The following is a 13,310-nucleotide window of genomic DNA, read 5'->3' as shown; positions in this document are numbered from 1 at the left end:
TTCGTCTAATGATTATAAACTCTATAATAGCAAAAAAGACAGCAAAAAAAACAGAGGGCATGACACCCTCTGCGGTCAGTCTAGTTTAGAATTTTAATTTTCACTTTCTTGTTTCCCCATTTGTAGGCACTTGCGCTGTCAGGGAAAAATACATCGATTTTATGGCCGTTAATGGCTGAGCCTGTATCAGCGGCAACTGCATACCCATAGCCTTCCACATACACTTTCGTTCCAAGCGGGATCACATCGGGATCCACCGCAATCACTTTTGCATTTGGATTGGCCTTCAAATTAACACCAGTTACTGTTTTGCCTGAACAGCCGCTGCAGCTTGCTGTATAGGCTGTAGAGGTCACATACATTTCTTTGGACACAGAACCGCTGCCCCGGGAAACGTTTACGGGCTTAACTTTTGCGCTTGATTTTGCGCTTGATTTTTTACTCGGTTTACTGCCTGCATTTGTGCTGACCGGCACTGCTTTCGGCTGCTGCTTCGTACCGACTGCAACAATGCGGTCCGCACTATCTTCGAGTGTTTTGACACTGATTAGTCTGCGGCCTACTTCTTTGCCATTTTTGCGGACCACTAAAAAGTGTTTAGCTTGTTTCCCTTTTTCGCCTGGCTCCAGAACTTTTTCCCGTCCTTTTTCCAGGTCGCCATCATGCTTTTTAACAACAGCAAAATCTATCGGTTCTTCCACTACATCGGTGACTTTTTCTACACGCAGTACACTTACGGTTTCATTTGGCCGCAAGGCATGGTCTAATTCAGGCTCAACTTTATCATAACGGTTGAGTTTAATGTTTCGATCTTTCAAAAAGTCAGCGACAGTAGTCGAAGTGGTCCAAGCTTTTCCTTTTTTCCCGCCATCATTTATGTTCAATGCGAATGCACGGCTGATGCTGATTTCCGTATCCTTCTTCACTGGCTCAGCAAGCGATGGGCTGATTTTATCGTGCTGGCCAAGCGCCATGTTTTCTTCCTTCAGGACATCTCCTACCGATCGGGCAGCTGTCATAACAGTCTTTTCTTGACCGTCTGTCACAACCTTCACAGGTACAGCGTCTTGAAACACGATGTTCATGTTATTCCTGAGCACAGTGCTTTCTGCTGCGGAAAGCCTGTCTTCTTTATCTGGATCTATTTTTAATTCCTTAAGCAAAGCGCCAACGGTTTCTGCATGTGTTCTAATTTTTTCCTGTTTGCCGTTGATATCAACCGAGACATCCTTCTTTGATCCCTCATATGTACCAAATGCTGTACCGGTTCCTAAGACTAGTAAGCTAGCGGCAGAAAGAATAACTTTACTCTTACTCATTCTTTCGGAAAATAGCTTTTTCATATTTTTTAGCAATATAAAAAACGCCTCCTTATCCTTCGGTGATTATATAGAGTAAAATTTCACCTGTCAACCCTCACCACTTTTTTCTTAAAATTGTAACACGTGTCACTATTATGCTGAAAAACTGCCGGAAATGAAAGGACTAGTTATCGACAAAAGATATCCTTTACAGGTCAAAAGAACGATAGAATCAATCGGAATGAAGCCTGCCGGAACAGGCTTCTAACAATTTCGACAGCATCCGTTATCAGGAAATGCCGAAAAATTTCTTTGCATTTTCCGTTGTTTGGCTTCCTACCTCGTCAGCTGTCATACCCCTTAAATTGGCAATTTCCTCGGCTACATATCGAATATAAGACGGTTCATTCCGTTTGCCTCTTAATGGGTGAGGAGCCAAATAAGGGCAGTCGGTCTCAATCAGCAGCTTGTCCAGTGGAATTTCAGCAGCTACTTCCTTCGGTTTTTTCGCATTTTTGAAGGTAACAGGACCGCCAAGCGAGATATAAAAATTCATATCAATGCATTGCCTGGCAACTTCAACGCTCCCTGTAAAGCAGTGCATAATGCCTCCAACCTCTTCCGCTCCTTCTGATTGAAGAATATCCAATACATCTTGAGTGGCATCCCTGTTATGTATAATAATCGGCAGCTTAACTTCTTTTGCGAGAGCAATCTGCTTTTTAAAAACTTCTTTTTGTACATCCTTCGGAGACTTATCCCAATGGTAATCAAGCCCCATTTCTCCAAGCGCTACAACTTTAGGATGGGAAGCAAGCTCCTTAATCCAATTTAAATCATCATCCGTCATATCAATTGCATCGACTGGATGCCAGCCTACTGCAGCATAAATAAAGTCGTATGTTTCTGTCAGCTCCATTGCTTTAACGATCGTAGGGCGATCAAAGCCGACAACAACAATATTTTCCACCCCTTCCTCTCTTGCTCTGTTCATAACCTCTAATAAATCATCTTCGTATTGCAGATCGTTTAAATGGGCGTGGGTATCAAAAAGCATGGAAAAATCTCCTTTCTTTTTTGGCTGGTTCTATTTATACCTATTTTGGTTAACAACTGCTTTTTCAATGCAGAGCAATAAAGAATGGGCTCTTTTAAATTTGACTGTTAATTTCCGTTTCAGGCGTCCGCTTTCCGCGGGGCGGGCGGTGAGCCGGCGCTTTAGCGCCTGCGGGGTCTCACCTGTCCCGCTGCTCCCGCAGGAGTCTCCCGCCTGCCACTTCCATCAACAGGTGCGAAAAATCAACCTTCTTTAACAATAGATTTGCACATAAAAAAAGAGGCGTTCACCAGAATGTTACACGTGAAACACCTCTTTCGACAATTTATTTGATTCTAGTACCGTTTGCCAATGTTTGATCAACAGACGTGAGTGACAGCTTCCCGTCAGATTCACCCGCTAAAATCATTCCCTGCGAAAGCTCGCCCCTTAACTTGACTGGCTTCAGGTTCGAAACACATATAACTTTCTTTCCGACAAGCTCTTCAGGAGTATAAAATTTGGCAATGCCTGAGACAACCTGGCGTTTTTCATATCCAAGATCCAGCTGAAGCTTCAGCAGCTTATCCGCTTTTTTTACCGGCTCTGCCGCGACTACTTCTGCTACGCGCAGGTCGACATTAAAGAAGTCGTCGATCGTGATCTCAGGAGTCTTTTCTTCTGCTGTTTTTTCAGCCAAATCTTCAACAGGCGCGCTGCCTTTCATTTGGTCTTTAATATATTCCACTTCTTCTTTCATATCAAGACGAGGGAAAATTGGTTCTGATTCACCGACAGCTGTTTCGCCGAGACTGCCGAATGTTTCAAGGCTTTCCCACGTTTTAAGACTGCTGTCTGTTACGCCAAGCTGCTTAAAGATTTTTTCAGGAGCTGCTGTCAGGAATGGCTGAAGCAGAATGCCAATTCTTCTGAGGGATTCAGCCAGGTGATACATAACTGATTGCAGCAGTTCTTTATGAGATTCATCTTTAGCCAGGACCCATGGCTGTGTTTCATCGATGTATTTATTTGTACGGCTGACAAGCTGCCAAATGGATGAAAGCGCAACGGAGAATTCCATTTTTTCCATCGCTTCTTCATAGCGCTCCACTGTGGCTTTGTTCATATCAGCCAGAGCCTGATCAAATTCTGTTACTGCACCGCTGTAGTTCGGGATGCGTCCTTCAAAATATTTTTGGATCATCGCAACCGTTCTGTTCAGGAGGTTGCCAAGATCATTGGCCAGATCATAATTCAGTCTTTCCACAAACCCTTCTGGTGTAAAGACGCCGTCAGATCCGAACGGAACCTCTCTCAGCAGATAATAGCGAAGGGCATCAAGGCCATAGCGGTCGATCAATGTTACAGGGTCTACTACATTGCCTTTTGATTTGGACATTTTGCCATCCTTCATCAATAGCCAGCCATGGGCAAAAACCTTCTTCGGAAGAGGAAGATCCAGCGCCATCAGCATAATCGGCCAGTAGATTGTATGGAAACGGACAATTTCTTTTCCTACAATATGAACATCAGCAGGCCAATATTTCTCATACTTTTCCTGATGATCAGATCCATAGCCCAGTGCAGTGATGTAATTGGATAAAGCATCAATCCATACATAAACCACATGCTTTGGATCTCCCGGCACTTTTACTCCCCAGTCAAAGGAAGTCCTGGATACTGCCAAATCTTCCAGTCCAGGCTTGATAAAGTTGTTGATCATTTCATTTTTGCGCGATTCAGGCTGAATAAAAGAAGGATTTTCTTCATAAAACTTCAGAAGCCTGTCCGCATATTTCCCCATTTTGAAGAAATAAGACTGTTCTTTCACGAGTTCAACCGGATGACCGCTGTCAGGGCTTTTCCCTCCGACAACTTTTCCGTCTTCCATAACCGGGTCAACAAGCTGGTGTGCTGTGTAGTATGTTTCATCAGGTACTGAGTACCAGCCTTCATATTCATCAAGATAGATATCACCTTGATCAAGCAGCTGTTTGAAAATTTTCTCAACAACTGTTTTATGGCGTTCTTCTGTCGTACGGATAAAGTCATCGTATGAAATGTCCATCATATTCCACAGCGATTTGATTCCGGAAACGATTCCGTCAACATATTCCAGAGGACTGATGTTCTGTTCTTCTGCTTTGCGCTGAATTTTTTGCCCATGCTCATCAGTACCTGTTAAATACATCACATCAAAACCGCGCATGCGCTTATATCTCGCCATTGCATCGCCCGCCGTTGTTGTATAGGCATGGCCAATATGTAAGTTTCCGCTTGGATAGTAAATTGGAGTTGTTAAATAAAACGTTTTTTTGTTTTCCATACTTTTTCCCTCCCTGGTGCAGATTAGAAAAAACCAGCCTCGGGTAAATCCTTCGAGGGCCTGGAGCTGAAGCTGGACACCAACTGACATTATGCAATCCAGCCCAATTTAAATAAGCCATACTTCCTTACTTAGGAAGAAAGCTCCCGCCCTTAATGGACGAGAGCACATAGGTTCTCGTTTCTATAATTATGATACCATCTTAGCCTTCAATATCAAGAAAATATACCAGACTATGGACAAAAAATTCAAAGCTGCGCGGAATAATATAATGCTGCCAATTGTACCAAATGATCCCTTTTACAAGAATCATGTTGAAATATGTCGAATGTTGTTTATACTGACCATAACACCAATCTAGGAAAAGTTATCACCCTGATAATATTCCGCTGCCTTTTTTAGGTTTATTTTCCTATTTTTGTGGGTACTTAAGTAGAAAGAAGCCTATGCTATCAAGACTTTCTTGATTTCGTCGTCCTATCTTTACATTATCTCAAGTAAAAATATTGACGTATTTTGGAAACACTGATATGCTAATGAAGCAAGTAAATTTTGTCGAAAAATGACGAAGTTAAAAGAAAAACAACATAGAGAAGGTTAAACTGGGAGGAGATTGAAACGATGAAATCTACAGGTATTGTACGGAAAGTTGACGAACTAGGACGCGTAGTTATTCCAATCGAATTGCGCAGAACACTGGGCATTGCTGAAAAAGACGCTTTGGAAATTTATGTAGACGATGAAAAAATCATCTTGAAAAAATACAAACCAAACATGACTTGCCAGGTAACTGGTGAAGTTTCTGACGACAACCTTTCTTTAGCGAACGGTAAATTGGTTCTTAGCAAAGAAGGCGCAGAACAAATTATTAAAGAAATTCAGAACCAATTTCAAACAAAATAATTGTCATGAAAAACCCCTCCGGCAGCGGAGGGGTTTTTATTTTGGGCTCTGTTAAATTTGGCTGTTGATTTTCGTTGCAGGCGTCCGCTTTCCGCGGGGCGGGCGGTGAGCCTCCTCGGCGCTTTAGCGCCTCTGGGGTCTCACCTGTCCCGCTGCTCCCGCAGGAGTCTCCCGCCTGGAACGTAGATCAACAGGTGCGTAAAAATCAGCATTCTTCTTTAACAGAGTATTTTAAGATCAGAATTTATAAGTTTACTTCGATAGCTGATTGTAAGAAATTAAATCAGCCGCTAGGTCCGATCTGAGCTGCTGTCGCTTTTCTTTTGCCTGATCAATCGATATGGTAAGCCTGATAAACGTCGCGTTTTTGCATACCCCTGTCTGAGGCAGCAAGTTTAATGGCCTCTTTGGAGGAATGCCCCTTTTCTATATAAGCCTCTACATGCTCCCGTATGGCCAGTTCGCTCCACCATGCTTCATCCACGACCTCACGGACCTCTTTTGTTCCTTCAACGACAAGGCAAAACTCTCCTCTTGCTTCGTTTTCTTCCGCCCATACCAACACTTCCTGAAGCGAGCCTCTGATAAACTCCTCGAATTTCTTTGTCAGTTCCCTGCTGAGAGACACTTGCCGGTCGCCAAAGATTTCCGCCATTACACGAAGCGTTTCTTTGAGACGATGGGGTGACTCATAAAAAATCAGCGTTTCCCTGTAATGCTTCAGCTCTTCCAGTTCTTTTTTCTTCTCCTTTTTCTGCCTTTCCAAAAACCCATAAAAAAGGAACGGCTGAGGAGTGATCCCGGAAGCAATCAGTGCGGTAAGCGCCGCATTGGCACCAGGCAGCGGCACAACTGTAATGCCTTCCATTACAGCATCCCGTACAAGCTCGCTGCCAGGGTCTGAAATTGTCGGCATTCCGGCATCACTCACAACTGCAATTGTTTTTCCTTCTCTTAATAAATTCAGCAGCTTATGGCTGCTGCTTTCTTTGTTGTGTTCATGGTGGCTCGTAAGCGGCGTGTTAATTTCAAAGTAGTTGCAGAGTTTCTTTGTCTGCCTGGTATCTTCAGCTGCAATCAAATCCGCTTCTTTTAACATATTGATGGCTCGGAAGGTCATGTCCTCAAGATTTCCTATCGGGGTCGGTATGAGGTAGAGCTTTCCTAAAGAACCGCTGTCTTTAAAGCTTTGCTGTGTCTGCATCCCATGCCCTCCTTTACTCTTTCTCTCCATACAGAATGTGCCGCACCTCTTCTGTATATTCTCCGGCGCTATCATACACATAAAGCGGAGGCAAAATCTTTAAATCAGGCTGTCCGCCCTTTATTCCTTCTATTAATAAAGTGTTCGCTTCCTTCCCCTGCCTCGGGTATACAAATTGAATGCGCTTTGGCTCAAGGCGATATTGCCTCATCAATTCTATAATATCAATTAAACGCCCAGGCCGATGGACAAATGCTGCTTTGCCCCCGATTTTAAGCAGCTGGCTGCTTACCCTTACCACATCTTCCAATGTGCAGAAAATTTCATGCCTGGCGATGGCCAAATGATCATTTGCGTTCATTTCTCTTTTATTAGGGGTTTTAAAATAAGGAGGATTGCACGTCACCACATCAAATTTCCCGTAACCGAGCTCCTTCGGCATATCCTTCAAATCACCGTGCACCATACTGATCTGTTCTTCCAGCCTGTTGTAGCGGATGCTTTTCACAGCCATTCCGTACAGCCTTTCCTGAATCTCAACCCCTGTGATGGAAGCATTCGTTCTTGTACTGATCAGGAGCGGGATGACGCCGTTGCCGGAACAAAGATCAACGATATTCCCTTTTCGAATCGGCAAATATGCAAATTTAGACAGCAGGACCGCATCCAGTGAAAAAGCAAAAACAGATGGGCTTTGCACAATCCGCAAATCCTCCGCTAATAAATAGTCCAGCCTTTCATCTCCGGTCAATTCAATCATGTTGAAAACTAACTCCTTCTATTGTATTTCTAATTTCTCCATAAAAAAGGCTTCCCATAAGCAAGGAAGCCGGGTGCTGCTATTTCTTGTTCAAAAATGACAGGCAAAAGAGGCAATCGCCATCTTTTCGAAGGCTGCCGTAGTGAATGTTGCAAATATGAAAGCCTTCCTGATAAAGTCTGGCGAGGTTATCATACCCCTCACCAATATCAATGACCGCTTCTTTAGGCTCCGCCCCTTTTCCCTTGTCCTTCGACTGACCTTTAAGGGATTTTGTAAAGGGTGCAGCCATAGCTTCCATTCTGCGCCTTAAATTTTGATTTTCAATCGTTAGTGCATGGTTTTCTTCGATCAGTTCTGCAATATGCTGCTTCATTTCTCCAAGCTGTCCATACAGAGAGCCAATTTGCTCTTCCATACTGCTGAAAGATTCGAAGATTTCTTTTTTCTCCAAGATTTCCACCTCATTCTGTGGACTGCATGGGAACGGCGCCTTCCTGATTCAATTCATCCCAGTTAAATTCTACTGTATAATCCTTATCCAGCAGCTGAACCTGGAGAATGCGCTCCAGAATATTAAGCCCGACAACTTTGCCTCGGCCGTTCGGAGTTCCAATCATTTCTCCTACATCTGGCAGCAGCTCTTTGGCTGACTCGTACTCGTCATTTTCATATTTCAGGCAGCACATAAGCCTTCCGCACAGACCGGATATTTTTGTAGGATTAAGAGAAAGATTTTGGTCCTTGGCCATCTTAATGGAAACTGGCTCAAAGTCCCCAAGGAAGGTGGAGCAGCAAAGCATTCTGCCGCAGGGACCGATTCCCCCAAGCATCTTTGCTTCGTCGCGGACACCGATTTGTCTTAATTCAATCCGTGTCTTAAAGATGGAGGCAAGATCCTTTACAAGCTCGCGGAAGTCAACGCGCCCGTCAGCCGTAAAGTAAAAAATGACTTTGTTGCGGTCAAAGGTGTACTCTACATCAACCAGCTTCATATCCAGTCCATGCTGAGCAACCTTCTGCTGGCAGACTTCATACGCATCCTTTGCAGCCTGTTGATTTTCTTCTACTATAAGGCGGTCTTTTGCATCAGCGACGCGAAGCACCTTTTTCAGCGGAAGCACAATATCATTCTCGCCTACCTGCTTTTCGCTAATGACGACCTTTCCAAACTCAATGCCTCTGACTGTTTCAACGATAACAAAATCGCTGTTTTCTATTTGAAATCCATTCGGATCGAAGTAATATATTTTGCCCGCTTTCTTAAAACGGACGCCTACTACTTTATACAAGGTTATCCCTCCTGCAGCGTTAAAACCAATTGTTCCATCAAGAGCTGCGGGTTTACGTTGGACTGAAGCTTTTTCTTAGCTTCCAAAATGGTTTCGATGTGCCCGGCAGCTGACTGCTGCGTAATCTGCAGGGCATGCTGGCGCAAAGACTCCATCTGGTCTTTATACACAGCAGCATCTTCTTGTCCAACTTGAATGGATATGACATCTTTATATAAATATAGAAGCAAATCTAGTCCCCGCTCTTGAAGGTCTTTATCTGTGAAAAACGGCATCCATTGCGTGTGGACATAAATGATTGCCTGATCTTTACGTGATAATAAAGCTTCATACAATTTTATCACTTTCGATCGGGCTTCTGCAAACCAATCATTTCGACTTAATTCGATGGCATCTTCCAGATTATTCGTAAGCTGGGATGCAATTCCTGCGAGATGCAGCGGAACTCCGCTTTTCACCAGCTCATTCCGGATCGTCTGGGAAGGAAGCGGGTGAAAAGAAAGTGTCTGGCACCTCGAAAGAATGGTATTCAAAATCTGATGAACCTGTTCTGTAAGAAGGAGTGCCATCGTTTCCCGATTGGGCTCTTCAAGAAACTTCAGCAGGCTGTTGGCCGCATTAACTGTCATTTTATCCGCTTGGGATATAATGTACACCTTCTTGTTGGATTCAACGCCTGTTTTGGAAAATTCCTCCTGAAGCTCCTGTATTTGCTTCTTTTTAATGGAAAGGCCATCAGGTTCTATATAATGAACATCCGGATGATTGCCGGAATCAATCCTCCTGCAATTGCGGCAATGGCCGCACGGCTTAAAGCCATCCAGATTTTCGCAAAATGTACTTTTGGCAAGGAGCAGGCTGACCTCTTTTTTTCCAGTCCCTTTTTTTCCTTCAAAAAGGTAAGCGTGAGCAAGACGCTTCTTGGAAATGCTGTTTGCAAGCAGCTTAAGCACTCTTGGCTGGTAGCCGGCAAGTTCATCCCATGTTTTATTCATTGCCATCACTCTCTAAGTATATAAGTTAATGAGCAATCCTTTTATTTCGCCGACTTTCGCCAAAATATCAAGACTGCCTTTTTCTTTATTAACCACTTCATCTGTTAAATCAATCAGTTTTCTGTCAACCTGCTGGACGACATTCAGAGACCGTCCATTTCCTGAAAAATCCCAGCTGCGGGACTGCTTCAGATTCAGGCCGTAATCGACAGCTTCATTAATAAACCGCTTTACTATTCCTTTGAATTTTGCCAGATCGCTAAAGTTCCTCGACTTCGACAGCTTTGCGCCCGCTGTCTCCAGATCACCGATCAATTTATTCAGCTGCTGTATCTGCAGCTTGTTTTCCTGCTTTTGGACTGCCTCATGGAAGCCTCTCGCCGGGGCAGCATTGCCCTGCTGAGGAATTCTCGACTCCAGGCCTGTCCGCAGGTCCTGATTTATTTTCATTTCCTGTCACCTTTAAAATTGATGGAATTTTTCAACAGGAACGACAAACACTGTCGCGCCCCCTACCTCTACTTCAATTGGATAAGGAACATAAGAATCAGCATTGCCTCCCATTGGTGACACAGGTGCAACCATTTGTTCTCTGGATTCACAATTTTGCTTAATCAGCTCAAGCGCCTTTTCTACACGGATATCCTCTGTTCCGATCATAAAAGTCGTGTTCCCGGAACGGAGAAAGCCTCCTGTCGTCGCAAGCTTAGTCACGCGGAAATTGTGCTCTGTCAAACTGTTTAATAAATGATGGCTATCCTGGTCCTGGACAACAGCAATAATAAGTTTCATAGAAAACTGCCTCCCTTTATCGTATCGACATTATTTTAGACATATTAAGAATGGTTTAAAGATCCAGGGATGACTTTCAATAAAATTTCCACAACATCCTCTGTTACTTCTTCAAGAGATTTAGAGGCATCAACTGTTTTGATGCGGCCATGGAAGCGTTCAAGCACTTCCTTGTACCCCTGCTGAACCTTTTCATGAAATTCTCTTTTCTCCAGATCAAGGCGATTGATTTCCCTGTCCTCGTTTTTGCTGATCCGCTCAAGTCCTGTTTCCGGGTCAAGATCAAAATAAATCGTTGCATCCGGCATCACATGGCTTGTTGCGAACATATTGATGCCAAGCACCTCATCAATGCCAAGACCTCTTGCATGCCCCTGATAAGCAAGCGAGCTGTCAATAAACCGGTCGCATAAAACCGTTCTGCCTTCGTTTAAGGCTGGAATCACCTTTTCAGCCATATGCTGGCCGCGTGCTGCCGCATATAGAAGAGCCTCTGTACGGGGATCCATTTCCGTATTTTCTTTATTTAAAATAACAGACCGGATTTGCTCGGCAATTTTTATCCCGCCAGGCTCTCTCGTTGTTAAAGTTTCAATGCCCATTTCCTCAAGCCTGCTTGCAGCAAGCTTAAGTACTGTTGTTTTACCGGCCCCTTCAGGCCCCTCAAACGTAATAAAACAGCCCTTCAAAAACATCACCTTTTCTATGTTAGCCTTTTTCATCTGATACAGGCATCAGTAATCAGTACTTATTCGTAGACAGCCAGCCGCTTTTCCGCTAAATGCCTGCCGCCCTGAAGCTGTGTCCCATGCTCCATAAGCCTTTCTGCCTGCCTTAAATGATCAGGATTGACCACTTCTCCCCTCGCTAATAGCGGAATACCGGGAGGATAAGGAACAACAGCCTCAGCACTCAGCCTGCCAGCCGCCATGTGAAAAGGAAGCACCTTCACCTTCCTCTTTTTCAGTCCGGCGTATGAAACCGGCAATGGAGAAATTGCATCACCTGAAACAGATGGCGCCAGCGGGTCGGCCTCTTTCCCACTGCCCTTTTCCTGCGATAGGTTTTCCCATAGTATACCATACCTTTCGTCAAAAGGATTCCACTCATCCAGCGGGAGGACTAAGAGAAAATGCCCCTGTTCAGCAAGCTCTCCGTAAAAACCGGAATCCTCAAAGATCTCCTGAACACGAAAGCCGCTCAAGCCTCTCACAGACTTCACCGCAGCCTTTAACGGGTCGGCCTTTAAATTAGGAAGTGCCGGCTTCATTAAGGATAGGCCCGGCAGTCTTGCGAGATCCTCTCTTGTTTGATGTACAGCTGCCAGTATGCCTGGAAGCCGTCCCGCTTCTTTGATTTCCTGCAGGTACGCACGGGCAAGATCAAGCGAAGCCATAATAGGATAGGACGGGCTGCTGCTTTGCAGAACATTTAAATAATAGGCCATTCTCTCCTCATCCACCAGCCTGCTGTTGAAATGAAGATAGGAACCCATCGTCATGGCAGGAAGCGTCTTGTGAGCAGAATGCACGGCTATATCTGCACCAGCTTCCAGTGCAGAAGTCGGAAAAGGAGCGCCAAGCGTAAAATGGGCGCCGTGCGCCTCATCCACAAGCACTGGAATATTCTTAGCATGCGCCATTTTAACAATTCCCGACAAGTCAGCCGCAGCTCCGTAATAATTCGGACTCGTCAGCACCAGTGCCTTTGCTTCCGGATACAGCTCAAGCGCCTCTGCAATCACGCTCTCAGTCACTGAAGCAGCTGCCTGCAGTCCATCATCATAATCAGGACTCAAAAATACAGGCCAGGCTCCTGCAAGCTCTAATGCATGCAGGATGGATTTATGGCTGTTGCGCTGAACAAGCACCACCTCATTTTCCTTCACCGCAGCCAGAATCATAGCCAAATTGCCTGCCGTCGTGCCATTCACAAGAAAATATGTTTTTCTCACTCCATAAAAATCAGCCGCGAGCTCCATCGCCTCCAAAATCGGACCGCCCGGATCATGAAGATCATCCAAGCCCGTAATCTCTGTCGCATCGAGCTTCAGCAGCTCTTTATAAAAGGAATAACCCTCACGGTTAAAAGTATTGCCATATTTATGACCCGGCACATGAAAAGAAACCGGGTGCTTTAAAGCATGCTTTTTTAACGCATGAAAAAGCGGTGTATTCATTTGTTCACCAGCCATTTCTATTCAAACTTGTGCAGAGGTTGCCCTGCACTACAAAATTATATCAACTGCGGCAGCTGAAAACATCCTAAGGGACCAAATGCAGATACTAAACTCCATAAAAAAAAGACCCCCCGAGGGCCTCATCAAACCTATAAAAATAGCAATCAGGAATAAAGGGGAGGGGTTTTGACTCTTTTCAGCTTATCAATAAAATACGAATATCTCGGCTCATCTGTCTTCGTCCGCACCATTTCCGCTTCACATTCATGGCAAATAAAACTCGTGTAAAGATGAATCCCCTCAGGCTTCTTTTCTTCACAGACAATGCAGCTTTCCAGCTGATTTCCCATTTGATCCTTGCTCATCTTCCCACCTCCATACTGCTTAGTTTCTCCCGATCGCTTGAATTGTATACAAAATTTCGAATAAACTGGGCGAGCGCCTATGGTTTAGTGTATGTAGAGGCGGGATGGTGTGTGTATGTCTTGAGGGTGTGGTCTCTGTCCCCATTTTAAAAAGGGT

Annotated in this window: 14 protein-coding genes; 1 reads left to right on the top strand and 13 read right to left on the bottom strand. The window is 44.5% G+C overall.

The annotated features are described in order from the left end of the window. Positions 1-80: 80 nt before the first annotated feature. From LRR81_RS20495 to metG, 3 genes are all read right to left on the bottom strand, one after another. Positions 81-1,343 carry a ubiquitin-like domain-containing protein gene (locus tag LRR81_RS20495; RefSeq protein ID WP_408631635.1) on the bottom strand — a complete coding sequence of 421 codons (1,263 nt, stop codon included), beginning with the start codon at positions 1,341-1,343 and terminating at the stop codon, positions 81-83. Positions 1,344-1,590: 247 nt separating this feature from the next. Next, complete coding sequence (locus tag LRR81_RS20490) at positions 1,591-2,358, bottom strand: TatD family hydrolase (protein WP_231791280.1); 768 nt, start codon at positions 2,356-2,358, stop codon at positions 1,591-1,593. 325 nt (positions 2,359-2,683) lie between these two features. Further along, a complete protein-coding gene (gene metG, locus LRR81_RS20485; RefSeq protein WP_231791279.1) occupies positions 2,684-4,663 on the bottom strand; it encodes a methionine--tRNA ligase in 1,980 nt (659 codons plus the stop codon). Between the two features lie 621 nt (positions 4,664-5,284). Here metG and abrB point away from each other — a divergent pair. Then, positions 5,285-5,566: a transition state genes transcriptional regulator AbrB gene (gene abrB, locus LRR81_RS20480; protein ID WP_231791278.1), complete on the top strand. Its 282-nt coding sequence runs from the start codon at positions 5,285-5,287 to the stop codon at positions 5,564-5,566. Positions 5,567-5,897: 331 nt separating this feature from the next. On the opposite strand, the gene rsmI is transcribed toward abrB, so the two are convergent. The 10 genes from rsmI to LRR81_RS20430 form a co-directional block, all read right to left on the bottom strand. Continuing rightward, positions 5,898-6,770: a 16S rRNA (cytidine(1402)-2'-O)-methyltransferase gene (gene rsmI, locus LRR81_RS20475; protein WP_231791277.1), complete on the bottom strand. Its 873-nt coding sequence runs from the start codon at positions 6,768-6,770 to the stop codon at positions 5,898-5,900. Positions 6,771-6,783: 13 nt separating this feature from the next. After that, complete coding sequence (locus tag LRR81_RS20470) at positions 6,784-7,530, bottom strand: tRNA1(Val) (adenine(37)-N6)-methyltransferase (protein WP_231791276.1); 747 nt, start codon at positions 7,528-7,530, stop codon at positions 6,784-6,786. A 79-nt stretch (positions 7,531-7,609) separates the two neighbouring features. Continuing rightward, positions 7,610-7,984, bottom strand: a complete 375-nt coding sequence (yabA, locus tag LRR81_RS20465) for a DNA replication initiation control protein YabA (RefSeq protein ID WP_231791275.1) — start codon at positions 7,982-7,984, stop codon at positions 7,610-7,612. Between the two features lie 10 nt (positions 7,985-7,994). Further along, positions 7,995-8,822, bottom strand: a complete 828-nt coding sequence (locus tag LRR81_RS20460) for a PSP1 domain-containing protein (protein WP_231791274.1) — start codon at positions 8,820-8,822, stop codon at positions 7,995-7,997. A 2-nt stretch (positions 8,823-8,824) separates the two neighbouring features. Then, positions 8,825-9,817 carry a DNA polymerase III subunit delta' gene (gene holB / locus LRR81_RS20455; protein ID WP_231791273.1) on the bottom strand — a complete coding sequence of 331 codons (993 nt, stop codon included), beginning with the start codon at positions 9,815-9,817 and terminating at the stop codon, positions 8,825-8,827. Between the two features lie 12 nt (positions 9,818-9,829). Continuing rightward, on the bottom strand, positions 9,830-10,267 hold the full coding sequence (locus LRR81_RS20450) for a YaaR family protein (RefSeq protein WP_231791272.1): 438 nt from the start codon (positions 10,265-10,267) through the stop codon (positions 9,830-9,832). 12 nt (positions 10,268-10,279) lie between these two features. After that, positions 10,280-10,609 carry a cyclic-di-AMP receptor gene (locus LRR81_RS20445; RefSeq protein ID WP_231791271.1) on the bottom strand — a complete coding sequence of 110 codons (330 nt, stop codon included), beginning with the start codon at positions 10,607-10,609 and terminating at the stop codon, positions 10,280-10,282. A gap of 44 nt (positions 10,610-10,653) precedes the next feature. Then, on the bottom strand, positions 10,654-11,298 hold the full coding sequence (gene tmk / locus LRR81_RS20440; RefSeq protein ID WP_231791321.1) for a dTMP kinase: 645 nt from the start codon (positions 11,296-11,298) through the stop codon (positions 10,654-10,656). A 59-nt stretch (positions 11,299-11,357) separates the two neighbouring features. Then, positions 11,358-12,788 (bottom strand): aminotransferase class I/II-fold pyridoxal phosphate-dependent enzyme, encoded by a 1,431-nt coding sequence (locus LRR81_RS20435; RefSeq protein WP_231791270.1) that lies wholly within the window; start codon positions 12,786-12,788, stop codon positions 11,358-11,360. Positions 12,789-12,952: 164 nt separating this feature from the next. Beyond that, positions 12,953-13,153: a sigma factor G inhibitor Gin gene (locus LRR81_RS20430; RefSeq protein ID WP_231791269.1), complete on the bottom strand. Its 201-nt coding sequence runs from the start codon at positions 13,151-13,153 to the stop codon at positions 12,953-12,955. Positions 13,154-13,310: the final 157 nt, after the last annotated feature.

Source organism: Metabacillus kandeliae, from assembly GCF_021166585.1.
Classification (GTDB): domain Bacteria; phylum Bacillota; class Bacilli; order Bacillales; family Bacillaceae; genus Metabacillus_B; species Metabacillus_B kandeliae.
The sequence above is the reverse complement of the archived record's forward strand: the minus strand, read 5'-3'. Positions and strand labels throughout refer to the sequence as shown.